The sequence below is a fragment of the Rhizobium sp. 007 genome, assembly GCF_015353075.1.
Classification (GTDB): domain Bacteria; phylum Pseudomonadota; class Alphaproteobacteria; order Rhizobiales; family Rhizobiaceae; genus Rhizobium.
Map to the genome: position 1 here is coordinate 515,204 of NZ_CP064188.1, position 13,560 is coordinate 528,763.

Annotated in this window: 17 protein-coding genes, 1 pseudogene and 1 riboswitch; of the genes and pseudogenes, 11 read left to right on the forward strand and 7 right to left on the reverse strand. The window is 59.7% G+C overall.

Translation table 11 applies throughout. The annotated features are described in order from the left end of the window. The first annotated feature begins 19 nt into the window (after nucleotides 1–19). The 4 genes and pseudogenes from ISN39_RS23515 (at nucleotide 20) to ISN39_RS23530 (ending at nucleotide 2,171) form a co-directional block, all read left to right on the forward strand. Complete coding sequence (locus ISN39_RS23515) at nucleotides 20–745, forward strand: ribonuclease activity regulator RraA (RefSeq protein ID WP_194730663.1); 726 nt, start codon at nucleotides 20–22, stop codon at nucleotides 743–745. A gap of 382 nt (nucleotides 746–1,127) precedes the next feature. Next, nucleotides 1,128–1,373, forward strand: coding sequence for a type II toxin-antitoxin system prevent-host-death family antitoxin (locus ISN39_RS23520; protein WP_194730664.1), 246 nt, complete (start codon nucleotides 1,128–1,130; stop codon nucleotides 1,371–1,373). Then, nucleotides 1,366–1,761 (forward strand): hypothetical protein, encoded by a 396-nt coding sequence (locus tag ISN39_RS23525; RefSeq protein WP_194730665.1) that lies wholly within the window; start codon nucleotides 1,366–1,368, stop codon nucleotides 1,759–1,761. Before ISN39_RS23520 ends, ISN39_RS23525 begins: the two co-directional genes overlap by 8 nt. A 106-nt stretch (nucleotides 1,762–1,867) precedes the next feature. Continuing rightward, nucleotides 1,868–2,171 (forward strand): annotated as a pseudogene (locus ISN39_RS23530) (DUF736 domain-containing protein). Between the two features lie 151 nt (nucleotides 2,172–2,322). Here the strand turns inward: ISN39_RS23530 and ISN39_RS23535 are convergent. Together ISN39_RS23535 and ISN39_RS23540 are read right to left on the reverse strand one after the other, a co-directional pair. Then, nucleotides 2,323–2,772 carry a DoxX family protein gene (locus ISN39_RS23535; RefSeq protein WP_022712647.1) on the reverse strand — a complete coding sequence of 150 codons (450 nt, stop codon included), beginning with the start codon at nucleotides 2,770–2,772 and terminating at the stop codon, nucleotides 2,323–2,325. A gap of 285 nt (nucleotides 2,773–3,057) precedes the next feature. Beyond that, nucleotides 3,058–3,402, reverse strand: a complete 345-nt coding sequence (locus tag ISN39_RS23540) for a hypothetical protein (RefSeq protein ID WP_194730666.1) — start codon at nucleotides 3,400–3,402, stop codon at nucleotides 3,058–3,060. Between the two features lie 373 nt (nucleotides 3,403–3,775). Between ISN39_RS23540 and ISN39_RS23545 the strand changes: the two genes are divergently transcribed. From ISN39_RS23545 to ISN39_RS23575, 7 genes are all read left to right on the forward strand, one after another. Beyond that, nucleotides 3,776–4,645: a hypothetical protein gene (locus ISN39_RS23545; protein ID WP_246763400.1), complete on the forward strand. Its 870-nt coding sequence runs from the start codon at nucleotides 3,776–3,778 to the stop codon at nucleotides 4,643–4,645. Nucleotides 4,646–4,777: 132 nt separating this feature from the next. Beyond that, nucleotides 4,778–5,113, forward strand: a complete 336-nt coding sequence (locus ISN39_RS23550) for a gamma-glutamylcyclotransferase (RefSeq protein ID WP_348651982.1) — start codon at nucleotides 4,778–4,780, stop codon at nucleotides 5,111–5,113. Nucleotides 5,114–5,449: 336 nt separating this feature from the next. Beyond that, nucleotides 5,450–7,183 (forward strand): cache domain-containing protein, encoded by a 1,734-nt coding sequence (locus tag ISN39_RS23555; protein ID WP_194730667.1) that lies wholly within the window; start codon nucleotides 5,450–5,452, stop codon nucleotides 7,181–7,183. A gap of 170 nt (nucleotides 7,184–7,353) precedes the next feature. After that, nucleotides 7,354–7,596 (forward strand): hypothetical protein, encoded by a 243-nt coding sequence (locus ISN39_RS23560; protein ID WP_074072515.1) that lies wholly within the window; start codon nucleotides 7,354–7,356, stop codon nucleotides 7,594–7,596. A 284-nt stretch (nucleotides 7,597–7,880) separates the two neighbouring features. Continuing rightward, nucleotides 7,881–8,183, forward strand: a complete 303-nt coding sequence (locus ISN39_RS23565; protein WP_194730668.1) for a hypothetical protein — start codon at nucleotides 7,881–7,883, stop codon at nucleotides 8,181–8,183. Nucleotides 8,184–8,258: 75 nt separating this feature from the next. Next, nucleotides 8,259–8,474 carry a hypothetical protein gene (locus ISN39_RS23570; RefSeq protein ID WP_194730669.1) on the forward strand — a complete coding sequence of 72 codons (216 nt, stop codon included), beginning with the start codon at nucleotides 8,259–8,261 and terminating at the stop codon, nucleotides 8,472–8,474. A 137-nt stretch (nucleotides 8,475–8,611) separates the two neighbouring features. Beyond that, on the forward strand, nucleotides 8,612–8,884 hold the full coding sequence (locus ISN39_RS23575) for a hypothetical protein (RefSeq protein ID WP_239603134.1): 273 nt from the start codon (nucleotides 8,612–8,614) through the stop codon (nucleotides 8,882–8,884). A gap of 158 nt (nucleotides 8,885–9,042) precedes the next feature. On the opposite strand, the gene ribB is transcribed toward ISN39_RS23575, so the two are convergent. From ribB to ISN39_RS23600, 5 genes are all read right to left on the reverse strand, one after another. Further along, a complete protein-coding gene (ribB, locus tag ISN39_RS23580) occupies nucleotides 9,043–9,669 on the reverse strand; it encodes a 3,4-dihydroxy-2-butanone-4-phosphate synthase (RefSeq protein ID WP_194730671.1) in 627 nt (208 codons plus the stop codon). Nucleotides 9,670–9,784: 115 nt separating this feature from the next. Continuing rightward, nucleotides 9,785–9,929, reverse strand: a riboswitch (FMN riboswitch). A gap of 106 nt (nucleotides 9,930–10,035) precedes the next feature. Beyond that, entirely contained in the window at nucleotides 10,036–10,818 is a 783-nt protein-coding gene (locus tag ISN39_RS23585) for a glucose 1-dehydrogenase (protein WP_194730672.1), read from the reverse strand. Between the two features lie 78 nt (nucleotides 10,819–10,896). Beyond that, nucleotides 10,897–11,265, reverse strand: coding sequence for a triose-phosphate isomerase (locus ISN39_RS23590; protein ID WP_194730673.1), 369 nt, complete (start codon nucleotides 11,263–11,265; stop codon nucleotides 10,897–10,899). 4 nt (nucleotides 11,266–11,269) lie between these two features. After that, nucleotides 11,270–12,058, reverse strand: a complete 789-nt coding sequence (locus ISN39_RS23595) for an SDR family oxidoreductase (protein WP_194730674.1) — start codon at nucleotides 12,056–12,058, stop codon at nucleotides 11,270–11,272. Between the two features lie 22 nt (nucleotides 12,059–12,080). Next, the gene (locus ISN39_RS23600) at nucleotides 12,081–13,559 is read right to left on the reverse strand and encodes a sugar ABC transporter ATP-binding protein (protein ID WP_194730675.1); all 1,479 of its coding nucleotides are present in this window, start codon (nucleotides 13,557–13,559) and stop codon (nucleotides 12,081–12,083) included. Between the last annotated feature and the right edge of the window lies 1 nt (nucleotide 13,560).

Genomic DNA, 13,560 nt, shown 5'->3' on the forward strand with positions numbered 1-13,560 from the left:
TTTCCAGCCGGAGATGATAATGACCGACTACGCTCTTTCCGACGAAACCCGCGCAAAATTGATGAAGGCGTCGACCGCCTCCGTTGCCACTGCGCTCTACAAACGCGGCCTGCGCAACCAGTTCATCCAGAACGTCCACCCGGTCGCCTGGAAGGGCAAAAACATGGTCGGACAGGCCTTCACCCTTCGCTACATTCCGGCGCGTGAGGATCGCAATCCCATCACTGTGTTCCGCAACGCGGACCACCCGCAGCGTGTCGCGGTCGAAACCTGCCCGCCTGGTTGGGTGCTTGTCATGGACAGCAGGAAAGATGCGCGGGCCGCATCGGCAGGCTCTATCCTCGTTACAAGGCTTGCGATGCGCGGTTGCGCCGGCGTCGTATCTGACGGAGGCTTTCGCGACGCCGAAGGCATCGGCAGGTTGGATATGCCGGCCTACCATCAGCGCCCGTCGGCGCCGACCAATCTAACTCTCCACGAAGCGCTCGACATCAACGTGCCGATCTGCTGCGGTGACGCCCCCGTTTTCCCCGGGGACGTGCTCGTCGGCGATGGTGACGGCGTCATGGTCATTCCAGCGCATTTGGCCGATGAGATCGCCGAAGAATGCGCCGGCATGGAAAGCTTCGAGGATTTTGTTCTTGAACAGGTCCAAGACGGCGCTGCCGTGATCGGCCTTTATCCGCCAACGACGGACAAAGCGCAAAACGACTATGCTCAATGGCGTAAAAGAACCGGGCGCTGAGCCCGAGTAAGCCGCATTCCCCGAACCCGAAGGCTCAGTTGAGGTCAGGAGATCCGGAAACCAGCTCGCGGCCATCATTCCGACGCAGGCTCCGGCCGTTGAGGAATAGCCGTGAGCTGTTGCCAAACGCCCTGGCCGCTTTCGAGCCAGAACGGGACGAAGCTGGACGCTCCGCCGTTCCAAGAAGGCCGACCGCTTCGATCGTTCCCCGACGCGGAGGGAGCAGGGATCCGGTTCACGCCCGTCGTGTCGCGCATCGTCGGCAGCGAGGAGGTCGGCCGCCTCGCTGCTTTTGACCGCCGGGACTGGCGCTGATCGCCATCCGAATTGCGTAAATCGCATAGAATACGTATTATAGGTAATTCGGTACGGAGACTTGGCAATGAAGCAATTCACCTTCTCAGACATGAACCGCGCTTCGGGTGAAATCCTTGAAGCGGCTTTGATCGAACCCGTCACCTTGACAAAGCGCGGCAAGGACAAACTCGTCATTCTGACCGCGGAACAATACCGCAAGCTCATCGGTCGTTCCCATACCGTTGCATACGACCTGATGGATGCTCCCGAAGACATCCACCGTGAACTTATGACCGGTCTTGAGGATATTATCGAGGGCGATAATGCTTGAACCTGGGCAGATCGTCCGCTTTTTCTACCTGTGGAAACGCCAGGCGACCGCAGGTGAAGAGTCCGGCCGCAAGGCAAGGCCCGTTTGCGTCGTCGTTCGCACCGCGGCAGTGCCGGGAGCTGTGTTTCTGTTTCCCGTCACATCGCAACTGCCCGACACGGAGCGGCTTTCTCTTGCGATCAGCCAAATGGAATGCCGTCGCGCAGGGCTGGATTTTCCGTGCTGGATCATTCTCGACGAGTACAATAGGGTTGAACTCGACAAGGCATTTGACTCCGAGTCAACGACGCCTCTGGGCAGTTTCAGTCCTGCCTTCCTCAAGAAAACCGCGCTGACCGTCAAAAATGCGGCCGCAGCCCGAAGGCTCGCTGGTATCACGCGTACCTGATGCCTGACGCCCGCCTCAGAGGGCCCATGGCCGTCCTCCACTTCGTTGCAGCCCTGCGGGCGCGCCGATCGTCCCCGGTCTTATCGACAGCCATCGTGAGGCCGCGATGGGCGCGACCCCGGCAACATCGACCGACGGCTTCGTCGGCACCATCAAGACCCTCACCCTCAACGTCAAAGCGAATATCGTCCGTGTCGAATGCACCTTTGAAGACGCTCCCGACTTCCGGATGCTGGCCGGCAATGTCGGGTTCGGTGCCGGCTGGCAGAAACAGGCCCGCGAAACCGAACGCAACTACATTCAGTCAAGCTCGACGATCCGAGCGCCTAGCTCCGATCTACGCCACTCTGACCGAGATTCAAGGCCAGGAAGGCCCGCAGCTCATCTGGTCACGCAACACGCGCCGCTGACGGAAAGGAGGAGCCCCGGTTGGAAGCGGCGCTAAGCCCGGTCCGTTCCGGCCCTCGTTTCATCTGCGTGCGCTCTGGGTTGCGATTGTAGCAGTCAAAAAGGGGCAACGGCGAGGCCGTGCCCGCTTCCCCAGGTGGCTAGACTTCGGATTCAGATCTGCTTGCCAAGTTTGGCATCTACAGACTGCGAATTCGATCCCCGAACCGCGAAGAACAAGAAAATGGCAGTCCAGAGGATCGATTTCTCGGCGCCACCAAAGCCTTCACCTCGCACCACGCCATGGAAATAGACAGTGACCAGGAGCACGATCATTGCAGCGAAAGCGGCTGGCCGCGTGAACAGCCCGATTGCGATCAAAATGCCCCCGAAGAATTCGGTTGCCGCCAGCAACGGCGACCAGAATAAACCGGGATAGAAGCCGAGACCTTCCACCATGCCGACAGCTCCGAAGGGATTCAGGATCTTGCCGTAGCCATGGGTCACCAGCAGTCCGCCGGCGATGACACGCAGAGCCGTTTCAGCGATGGTGTTAAATGGCATGTAAATTCTCTGAAGTGCCGGCACCATCGGGCGGGGTCGGCTATCGGCAAAATCTGTCATGGGTGACCTTTCCGTTCATTGCGATGCAACACATCTGCCGTGAACCGGTTCAAGAGCCAAGTCCGACGAGGTAAAATATGATCGCTTGAGTTAACAATGACGTGATTTCGACGTCACAATAGCGAATGCGGGCTGCGGAGCGGGCAGACGCTGCATATGCCCTGTTGCGAGCTCTGTCCTTGACCACAGGGTCCGGCCCGAAGAGTTGTCGGAAACAAATAGCCCGCCACTCATGAAAGTGGCGGGCCTTTGAATGCTCTTACTAGAGCTTCCAGGAAACAGATTTTAGATCTCGGGGCAGCCGCGCACGTTGGCAAATACCATCCGTTCGGGACCACGGCGCGTAAAGCCTTGGACCACGACACTGCGTGACGAGACACGAACGATACGAGCTCGACGGAGACCTGCATCGCGCGCACTGTCAAGCGCATCGTCCGGGTCGCATGCCCGGCGAGCCGGCCTATAGCGGCGATCGTAATACCGGTCCCGATCGCGGTCGCGATCGTAAATGCCAACTCCACCTGGACCTACCCGCAGTTCCAGTTCCTGCGCGCCTGCAAAGGAATGGCTGATCGTAACGCAACTGAGTGCGGCAAGACCGATCAAAGCCGATTTAAAAATATAGCGCATAAGTGCCTCTCTCCAGTTCTTCAACGTGCAAATCCGGTGAGAAACAGACTAAGGGAATTTTTGCTCCGCCCTGCGGCAAAAGACCCGGCTCCTCGTCAAGCCAGGCCTCTCCCAGTCCGCCTGCATCTCAGCGCGGTGCCGCCGTCTAGGCCCTCTCCTTGTCATCGTCAAGAGAGGACCAAAAGCCTTGGTGACAGGTCGCAACGCTGCCCGCACCCAACCGATCCTTCTGACATGAGGAAATCCACTGACGCCGATGGAATTGACCTCTTGCTTCACCGCATGCGCGCGAGCGTCGGAGGCAAATCTGATCGCAGCTGGCCGAAACCGCGCGGCACGTCAGAGCGTTTCTCCAGGGAAAGATAAACTCACCATGTCGAACCGCCGAGAACAGCAGACGCCCGAAGGCGCCTTCAAAGAGAAGATCGGGGAAACCACCTCATTCCCCTACGACCGACTGACGGTCGAGCGTTTTCGTGCGGCTTTTCCCCACGCGCGGTGGAGCGATGACCTCAAGGCGTGGTTCGTTCCCGGGAAAACTGCCGGTCGCCGGATCGCCCGCTGGCGGGCGTATGAGGCAACGCAGGTCGAAGCCTATGCGGACGAGAAGGGACGCGACGCCTTCCAGTTCGATCCGATCGAAAGTCCCTATCTGGAGGTCGGGCAGGCGGGCTTACGGGTCCGGACGCCGTTTTCCCGGACTGTCGTCGATGAGCTGCGCGAAGTTCCCTGGGCCTATTGGGACAGCGATCTTAGGGTCTGGCATGTGCCCTTCCGGTCGTTCGACGACCTAAGGCGGCGATGGGCGACGATCGAGGCGGCGGCCCGGCGGAACGAGCCCGAAGAACGAAAGCGCAGGGCTGAAGAGCGAAAGGGAACCGAGGACGACAGGCGCGCCCGACTTCGCTCGGCCGAGAGGAAGCGTCGTCGCTATCCGCTGGCGTGCAACGACCTGCCTCCGTTGCAGCGGCCCGTGGCGACCGAACAGTACGGTGTCATCGTCTTCACTGAGATCACCGGCGAACTCGTCGAGCCAGATGCCGTTGCGGATTTCTATCCGGGTGCGACGGACGACCACGTCTGGGGACTGTGGCGGACGCCGACGCTGGACGAACTGATCTGCACATGGCCCGCGAAGCCGGTTCCAGAAAACCGGAGGCGAGAATGGTGGCTTCCGAGCATCGATGAGCTGAGGCCCGCCCGCCGGCTGGCGCGCTCCCGGGAACGGCGCAGACGAAAGTAATTGAGTGCATTCATATACATCTGCATAAGCGGCGCCTAAATTCGAGTTTGATGCGCGACTGCGAAGGTCTGCCTGCGTCACGCATCGCGAGAGAACCAAATGGCTGCTCACAGACCTATTGGACAGGATGACATGATGACCGTCGAACACCGGCTTGCAACATACGGATCGCTGGCCCCCGGCCGGGTGAACCATCACCAGCTCGACGGCCTTGAAGGAACCTGGCGCAAGGGGACGGTTCGAGGGACTCTCGTGGAATCCGGATGGGGAGCTGCCCTTGGTTTTCCAGGCTTGCTGCTCGATGAAGGCGGCGCGGCAGTGGACGTGCTTTTGTTCGAGTCGCTGGATCTCCCGGATCACTGGGAACGGCTCGACGCATTTGAAGGGGCGGGGTATCGCCGTGAACGGGCGAAGATCAGTACGCCGGATGGGCAACTAGAGGCCTTTATTTACGTGCTCGCGCCCTAGGCGCATTGGCTGCCGACATAAGATATGAGCATTGCAAGCATGCGGTGCGAGAGGGTGCGCCTCTAATGCACTGCAGCTTCGAGTGCCGTCCTCAGCCCTCTTTCTCCAGCAGTCGGTTCGCATTGGCCGCGCGCGACGCTGATGAACGATTCTTTCATCAGCGGCTTCCCATCTTCGTTTCCTAAACTCAGGGCGTCTCATTCAGGGCCTCTGGCCACGTTCTGGCATGGACGGCGATCCAGCGTACGAATGACACACATGGATAGTCAGGCCTGAATAGTCATGCTATCGAAACCCGGTTGGGGAACGGATCCATACGATCCAAAGGGCGGAAGAATGAGACTGAAGCTCGTTGCAGTCGCGGTTGCGGCGCTAGCGCCCGTTGTCGCGATGCTCGTTTATAACGAAGTAGAGACACGCCTTCAGCGCAACGAGGAAATCAGGGGCAACGCTGCGCAGGCCGCGCGGCTGGCGGCTTCCGAAGTCGAACGGATCATCGAAGGGCTGCATGGTCTTCTTGTCGCCGTTGCCTCAATGCCCGCGATCCAGGATCTCGACGCGGCGGCTTGCGACCGGGCCCTTCGGTCGGTCGCCTCGAGCGTGTCCAATATTCGCACGATTTTTGTGACCGACTTGGCGGGGCATCCTGTCTGCGGCAGCGTCGAGCCGCCGAGTGGCGTCCGGTTCGCGGATCGGGACTACTTCAGGCAAGCCCTGGCGTCAGGCCGGTTTGTGGTCGGCACCTACACCGACAGCCGGATGTCGAAGGGTGCAGTCCTTCCGGTAGCGATGCCGCTGATGAAGGAGGGGGTCGCCCAACGCGTGCTGGTTACGGGCCTGCGCTTGGAATGGCTGCAGGACAGGATCGCAGAACGCGGCGTAGAGGGTGGCAACGCCATAACGATCGCAGACGGCAAGGGGACGATACTGGCACGCGTGCCATATCCCGAGCGCTTTGTCGGAACCGCCATACCTCATGCCTTTCAACACCTGATCTATGCGGATTTCCCAGGTATCATCGAGGTTACAGGACAGGACGGTATCGAACGGATCCTTGGATATCGCCCGATCAAGCTTCCAAACAACCCGCTCTACATCGGCGCCAGCATCTCGAAGGAAGAGGCATTCGCACCGATCAACCGAGCGACGGAAGTCAATGCGCTGTCTATCCTCGGAGGCGCGCTGCTCGCCTTTCTGGCCGCCGTTCTCATAGGCAACCGGTTCATCGTCAGACCCATCCACCACATCGCTCGCGTGATGGGAGACTGGCGCGCCGGCAGGACCGACGTGCGCACGGGAATGAATCCGGCGAAAGATGAACTCGGTGCTGTGGGTGCGACACTGGACAGTCTCCTTGACGAACTGGACGCCCGGCACCGGCAAGCGAAGGAGGCGGAGGACGAAAGAGACCTGCTGTCGCGGGAGATGGCCCACAGAGTCAAGAACGGCTACGCTCTGGTGCAGGCGATCGCCCGACAGAGTTTTGCGAAGAGCGATCCTTCGCGTTATGCCGTGTTCTCCAAAAGGCTAACGGCGCTGGCAGGAGCCTACGACCTCATTCTCACAAGAGAGGCCCATTCGGCGGATATGTCCGAGACGATCCGAAAGTCGCTGCGCCCCCACCATGAGGTCGATGCCAGCCGAATGGAAGTAACCGGTCCACAGGTTTCTCTACCGGCGGAACTCACGCTGGCCCTGTCGCTGGTCGTGCACGAGCTCGGCACGAACGCGATGAAATACGGCGCACTCAGCACCGACGAGGGCCGGATTGTCGTTAACTGGACCCTCAAGGACCGGCGGGTTCTGCTGACCTGGCAGGAAACCGGGGGGCCCGAGGTCACTCGGCCCAACGCTAGAGGGTTCGGCTCGGTGCTGATCGAAAAGGCCTTCCCGGCAAAATATCAGGCAAAAAGCCTTTCCACCTACGGGACCGGCGGCCTGATATTTGAACTTGCATTTTTTCTGCCGGGAGATCCGACGGATAATCATCCGGCGACGTCTTTCCAAGTTGCCCGCGCACAAAGCGAGGATGGCGCAATCGAGAATCCGCGCAAAGCGGGCCGCAGTTGAGAAAGGCTGCTGCTCCGACGAACCGTCAAAGGCACTGAACCCCGTCCGCTGCAGGTTGTTTGCAGACCTGCCTGACGTTGAGGTCATTCGCTCTGAATAAGGAGCACCTTCTTCCGTTGAAGAAAATTTCGCCCGACCTAGCATTTAGTCTCAGGAATGGGAGATCAATCATGCTGCAAAGACTGGTGCGGGAACCCGATTTTGCCGTGCTCTCGCGGGCTGTCGGTGAATGGTATCACTATTATCAGGTCGCTCCTGATGAGAAGACAACGGATTTCTTATGTGCTGCTGCCCTTGCATTCTTTAATGACGGTTATCGCACCTCAGACGACATCGCGACACTGCTCATCGGCACCCACATCGGAGAGCTGGCAACACGCGTGAACGCGCGGTCTTCGTCGGCGATTCACTAGCGCCTCGCCGGCTGCTGCCTCCGCACCGAGTGGGAACTGTCGAAGTTCTGTCGGTCGCGGATCTCGATCAAGGTGCTCTGCCTGATATCTACGCCGCGTGTTCATTGCGGCTGATCCGGCAAATGCGGCCCGCTTGCCAGTCGGAGTGTATTTTAGCATCTTCGAAAGATTTCATTTGCTTTGCTTCCGGGGGCAGCGCATGGTTCCCGCCTCCAGCAGGCATCATCACGGGCGCTGCTGTTTGAGGGCTGCCTTGCCCTTGCCCCGACCGAAAGGAGGGCCTTATGTCTTCCGAATTCTCTACGAAATATCTGACGAGCCAAGACCTCAGCATGCTGCAGCAGGTGCTGAGTGATGCCGGCTATACAGACGATATTCTTATCGAACCGCCTCGACCTTTCAATGCAGCAGCCAAGCTGATGGTCCGCCTCTTTCAACAGGGAATGACGGATCCCACCGACCTCGCCAATGAACTTGATCGGCAATTCGGGAAGTCTCGGAAAATGGAGACGGCTTTTGCAGGTTCACCGCTTCATCGCTTCGCGATCCAAGGTCTTCCGACGGAGCTCCGTTCTATTGTTCATTAACGCCCTGCTCAAAGGCGAGGCTCGATCATGCGGCGGCAGAACTAGCGAACGCTTTGATAGACGAGGAAGTGGACGATGTTTGAAGGCAGCAGAAGGGAAGTGGACGACTGGCAAGCCGAAAACATGGGCGCGCTAGCGCCAAAAACTGGAAAGTTACTGGGTGACAATCCGTATGATCCCCAAACGGATCCGGTTCGCTACAGGCTCTGGAGAGAGGCATATTTTAAGGCCCAGAATGAGATCGACGGCTTTAAGCAGGACCCCGCATTGCTCCGAAGCCTGCGCTCCTGAAATCCAACTTTGATGATGCCGGCGCTGATCGCCATCGCGATCTTTCCGCTGATCACTGGCACAAGGAAGCTCAGAAGGACCGTCGAGCCGCCGGAGACATAATGTTGTTCGACTGAGGAGGAGCAATGTCGCTTAAAATGCGCCCGAACATGCCGCCGTTCGTCACCAATGAGAACGGCCACATCCCAATGACCGACATCGCGGCGAACTGGCTCGTGATCGTGACGCGCGAAGCTTTGGAGAGAGTAGCGTCGCCGCCCGACGCGTCGCTGGAGCGCCTGCTGGCATATGCCGACACCTTCGGCGAGGTCGCCACATATAAATTGGAGCATGGCCGCGCCGGCGAAGAGGAAACCATCTGGGTTCAAAGCGCGGATGTTGTCGAATGGCGAGGCACACAATCTATGTAAGTTCCTTCGACTATGCGGGCCGCAGCCACGGGGTCACCCGCCTTTCGATGCGCCGATACGCTCGTATCGTTCATCGGAAGGTCGCGAGCGCCGGACCAGATTCGAGCGGCTACGGGAGGAAGACCGCTCAAACCTAAAAGAAGACGGGCAACCGGATTTCAGGCTGCCTTAACGGGAACACTCGCTGCCCTGTAGGCGATCAAGTCTTCGATGGTGATCAGATGGAGGCCATGCCGTTCAGAAAACCGTTCGAGTTCGGGAAGGCGTGCCATCGTGCCATCGTCGTTGGCCACCTCGCAAATCACCCCGGACGGGGACAGACCGGCAAGCTTGGCGAGATCCACCGCTGCTTCGGTGTGGCCAGGGCGGGAAAGAACGCCGTTCGGGTGGGCTCGAAGCGGAAAGATATGACCTGGTCGGGCAAAATCCTCGGGGCGAGAGCCTTTTCTGACGAGTGCTTGAACGGTGGCAGCCCTGTCGGCGGCCGATATCCCAGTCGTCGTTTCGGGAATGTAGTCCACGGAGACGGTGAAGGCAGTCTTCAGCACCTCGGTGTTGCGTGGAACCATCAAAGGAATATCGAGCTCGTCGAGCCTGTCGCCTTCCATCGCAACGCAGATAAGGCCACGGGCGTGGTTCATCATGAACGCGATCGCTTGCGGAGTGACGGCCTCCGACGCGATCACGAGATCGCCTTCGTTTTCCCGGTCACGGTCATCGACAACGACGACGATCTCGCCCCGCGCAATAGCGGCGACCGCATCGTCGATTTTGGAAATTGCCATTTTCTTGCCTTTCAAGGGTTAGCCGTTGTGAGCGGCGTGCATGGCCTGTCAAAGCCACCATTTTCCCTTGGGCGAACAAGCATAGGAAACGCCGCACTTGAGGCGGCGTCCGCTGCATTGCTCTCTTCCATCCGGACTGTAACCGTCGGCTCCGGCATCTCACCGGATCTGCTGACCCTCCGCATCCACGAAGGCGCTCGCGGGCTCCGAGTTGCCTCGATACCGCCGGTGGGGAATTGCACCCCGCCCTGAGAACGCGTGTAACATAGAGGATCGATGCCGTGTTCTGCAAGAGGCTGCCGGCTGCCGGCCCATCGAGAATCTGTTTTTCGCGGTGTACGCACCGTTCCTCAATGTCGAATAAAGCTACGACATGATCAGACCGCCATCGACGTTGATCGTCTGGCCGGTGATGTAGGCAGCATCGTCGCTGGCAAGGAAGGTGACGAGACCGGCGACATCCTCGCCAGATCCTGCCCGCTTCATGGGAATCCCTTCGACCCACTCTTTCATGAGTTCTCCGGGGCCGTAGTTGCCGAGGAGTTTGCCCCAGGCCTGATCGTTATAGGCCCACATGTCCGTTTCGATGATACCGGGGCAGAAGGCATTCACGGTGATGTTTTCGGTCGCGACTTCCTTGGCAAGGCTCTGGGTGATCCCGACGACGCCCATTTTTGAAGCGGCGTAGTGTGGGGTGTAGATGAACCCGTCGCGGGCTTGGCCGGAGGCGGTGTTGATGATGCGGCCGCCGCGTCCCAGCCTGCGCATGCGCAGAATTGCTTCCTGCGCGCACAAGAAGACGCCCTTGGTGTTGACGGCCATGACCCTGTCCCACTCGCCTTCCGTCATGTCTTCGATGCGGGCGATGGTGATGACGCCGGCGTTCTGGATCGACACGTCGACAGTGCCGTAAGCTTTCTCCGCCGCGTCATAGAGAGCCTTCACGCTGGCTTTGTCGGTGACGTCTCCGACGAAGGAGATAGCATTGCCGGCATCGGTTTTGATTTGCTCGGCGACTGCATGGACCGACTCTTCGTTTGCTGAGACCACGAGATTGGCGCCTTCTCTCGCAAACCGCTTGGCGATCGCCGCGCCGATCCCGCGGCTGGCTCCCGTGATGACGACGGTCTTGTTTTCGAAGCGTTTCATTCTCTCTTCCTTTCCCGTTGCCAGGCGATATCGGTCGTCGGCCACAGAGCCGGCAGTTCCTGTTGCGTCATGCTGCCTTCAAGTGGCTGCAGAAATGATCTCGGCCTTGTGAGCGACAGTGGCCCCTCTGGCTATGGCGTCAATGTCGTCGTGGAACGCGCGACGTTCGGAATGGCCTAGAATTACCAAGCATGCACCCCCATCGACGAGCGTGTCCTCCCAGACGTGTGCGGTGCAGGCGCCCGGCGCCTTTCGCTGGCGGTGTCGCGCGACGGTAATCGCGGTCGAACCCTGCGAGCGCTTCGCGGGGTTCTCGATCGGCGTGAAGGGCGAGCGGACGACGATGTCGCACGCCGCCTCGCTCGTAAGTCCCTTCAGCGCCTCGATCTCGGCCAGGGAGGAAGCGAGACCGTGTATTTTCCAGCTGCCGGCAATCAGCTTTCGCATGGCATCACCAGCAGCAGAAACCGCCGTCGACAAGCAGATCGACGCCTGTCACGAAACTTGCCGCATTCGACAGCAGGAACACGGCCGGACCGACCATCTCGTCGACCGTTGCCATGCGCTGCATCGGCGTCTGCTCTTCGAAGAGCTTGGTCTGATGGACCATCTCGGGACGCGTGTTCATCGGCGTCGCCGTGTATCCGGGCGAGATCGTGTTGACGCGGATGCCACGGCCGACCCATTCCATCGCCATGGACTTCGACATATGGATCACGCCGGCCTTGGAAGCGTTATAGTGCGCCTGGCTCAGTCCCCGGTTGACGATCACGCCGGACATGGACGCGATATTGACGATGGATCCGCGTCCGTTCTTCAACATGGCGCGGGCCTCGGCCTGGCAAGAAAGGAAGACCCCTTTCAGGTTGATGTCCATCAACGTCTGGTACTGATCCTCTTCCATCTCTTCCGCCGGGTTGGCGTTGGCAATACCCGCGGCATTGACGGCAAGCGTCAGTGCGCCGAGCTCTGCCTCGGTGCGTGCTACCGCCGCGCTGAGGGATGACTTGCGCGTGACGTCCGCTTCGATCTGGATGGAGCGGCGGCCTGCGCCCTGAATGTGTCTAGCCGTGTTGGCCAGTCCGTCATCGGTTCGGCGGTCGAGCAGCGCGACGTCGGCGCCGCACTGTGCAAGACCCATGGCAATGCGCTGCCCAATTCCGCTGCCGGCTCCGGTCACGATGGCAACCTGGCCGCTGAGATCGAAAAGCTTCGGGGCGTTCAGAGTGATGTCGGACACCGCTCTTCCTTTCTCTGTCTATTTAGATTGTAGCGAGCTCCATGACCGAGACGTCATTTGCCTCGTCACGATTGAGAATGCCTGCCTGCTTGCCCTGGGCAAGCACGAGAATGCGATTTGAGACGCCGAGAACTTCCTCGAGGTCCGAGCTCACGACGATGACCGCCACGCCCTGTTTCGCAAGATTGACGATGATGTCGTAGATGCCCGCTCGGGCGCCGACGTCGATGCCTCTCGTGGGTTCGTCGAGGACCACGACCTTGGGATTGCGCATGAGCCATTTCGCGATGACGACCTTCTGCTGGTTGCCGCCGGACAGGTCCGAAGCATATTGCTCTGCGCGACCCTTGACGCCGAACTTGGCAACCGCCTTCTGCGCGAACGAGCGCTTGACGCGGGGTGTGATCCAACGTCCACCCAGCATGTCGAGATTGGCGTAGATAATGTTCTCGCCGATCCGGTGCCCGACCACCAGACCCTGGTCCTTGCGATCTTCCGGAACCATTACGATGCCTTTGGCGATCGCGTCGGCAGGATCGCGGAGCCTCAGTTCTTCGCCTTCCAGCTTGATCGAGCCTGCACTGATCGGATCCGCACCCGAGATGGCGCGCACAAGTTCCGTGCGGCCGGCGCCGACCAGGCCGGCAATTCCAAGGATTTCGCCTGCCTTCACGTCGAAGGTAACGTCGCGGAACGAATTGTCCGGAGAACTCAGCCCCGACACCTCAAGTACCGAATGGTCCGTCGGAACGGGCAGGGTTGGGAACAGACGGTCGAGCGAACGTCCAACCATGCTCTCGACAATCGTGCGCACGGGCGTCGCGCTGTCGGCGAATTCCTGCACGCGCTCACCGTCGCGAAGCACGACGATCCGGTCGGTAATCTGCCTGATCTCCTCCATGCGGTGGGAGATGTAGATGATGCCAACGCCTTCGGACCGAAGCTTTCGGACCTGTTCGAAAAGAGCTTCCGTCTCCGCGCCACCGAGTGCTGCGGTCGGCTCGTCCAGTATCAGGAGCTTTGCATTCAGAGCCAGCGCTTTCGCGATTTCGATGAGCTGCTGATTTGCGGTCGAAAGGCCAGCGACTCTCCGCGTTGCTGGTATATGAAGGTTCAGGCGAGCGAGCTGCTCCGTTGCGCGGCGAACCATCTGGGCGCGGTCGACGACGCCGTTCTTCATGGGCCAGCGTCCGATGAAGACGTTTTCTGCAATGGAAAGCTGCGGAAGGAGTTGCAGCTCCTGGTGGATCAGGACGACACCCTTGTCGATCGCCTCCCTTGGGGTGGCCGGGGCATAAGGCTGCCCCAGCCATGTCATTGATCCTTCGGATGGCGTGCGTGACCCGGCGATGATGCCGGAGAGCGTTGACTTGCCCGCTCCGTTCTCACCCAGAAGTGCAACAACTTCGCCCGGATAGACGTCAAGGCTGACATTCCTCAGAACCTGGAGCGGTCCATATCGCTTGGATATGCCCCTCAGGGAAAGAACCGGATCGGTCACG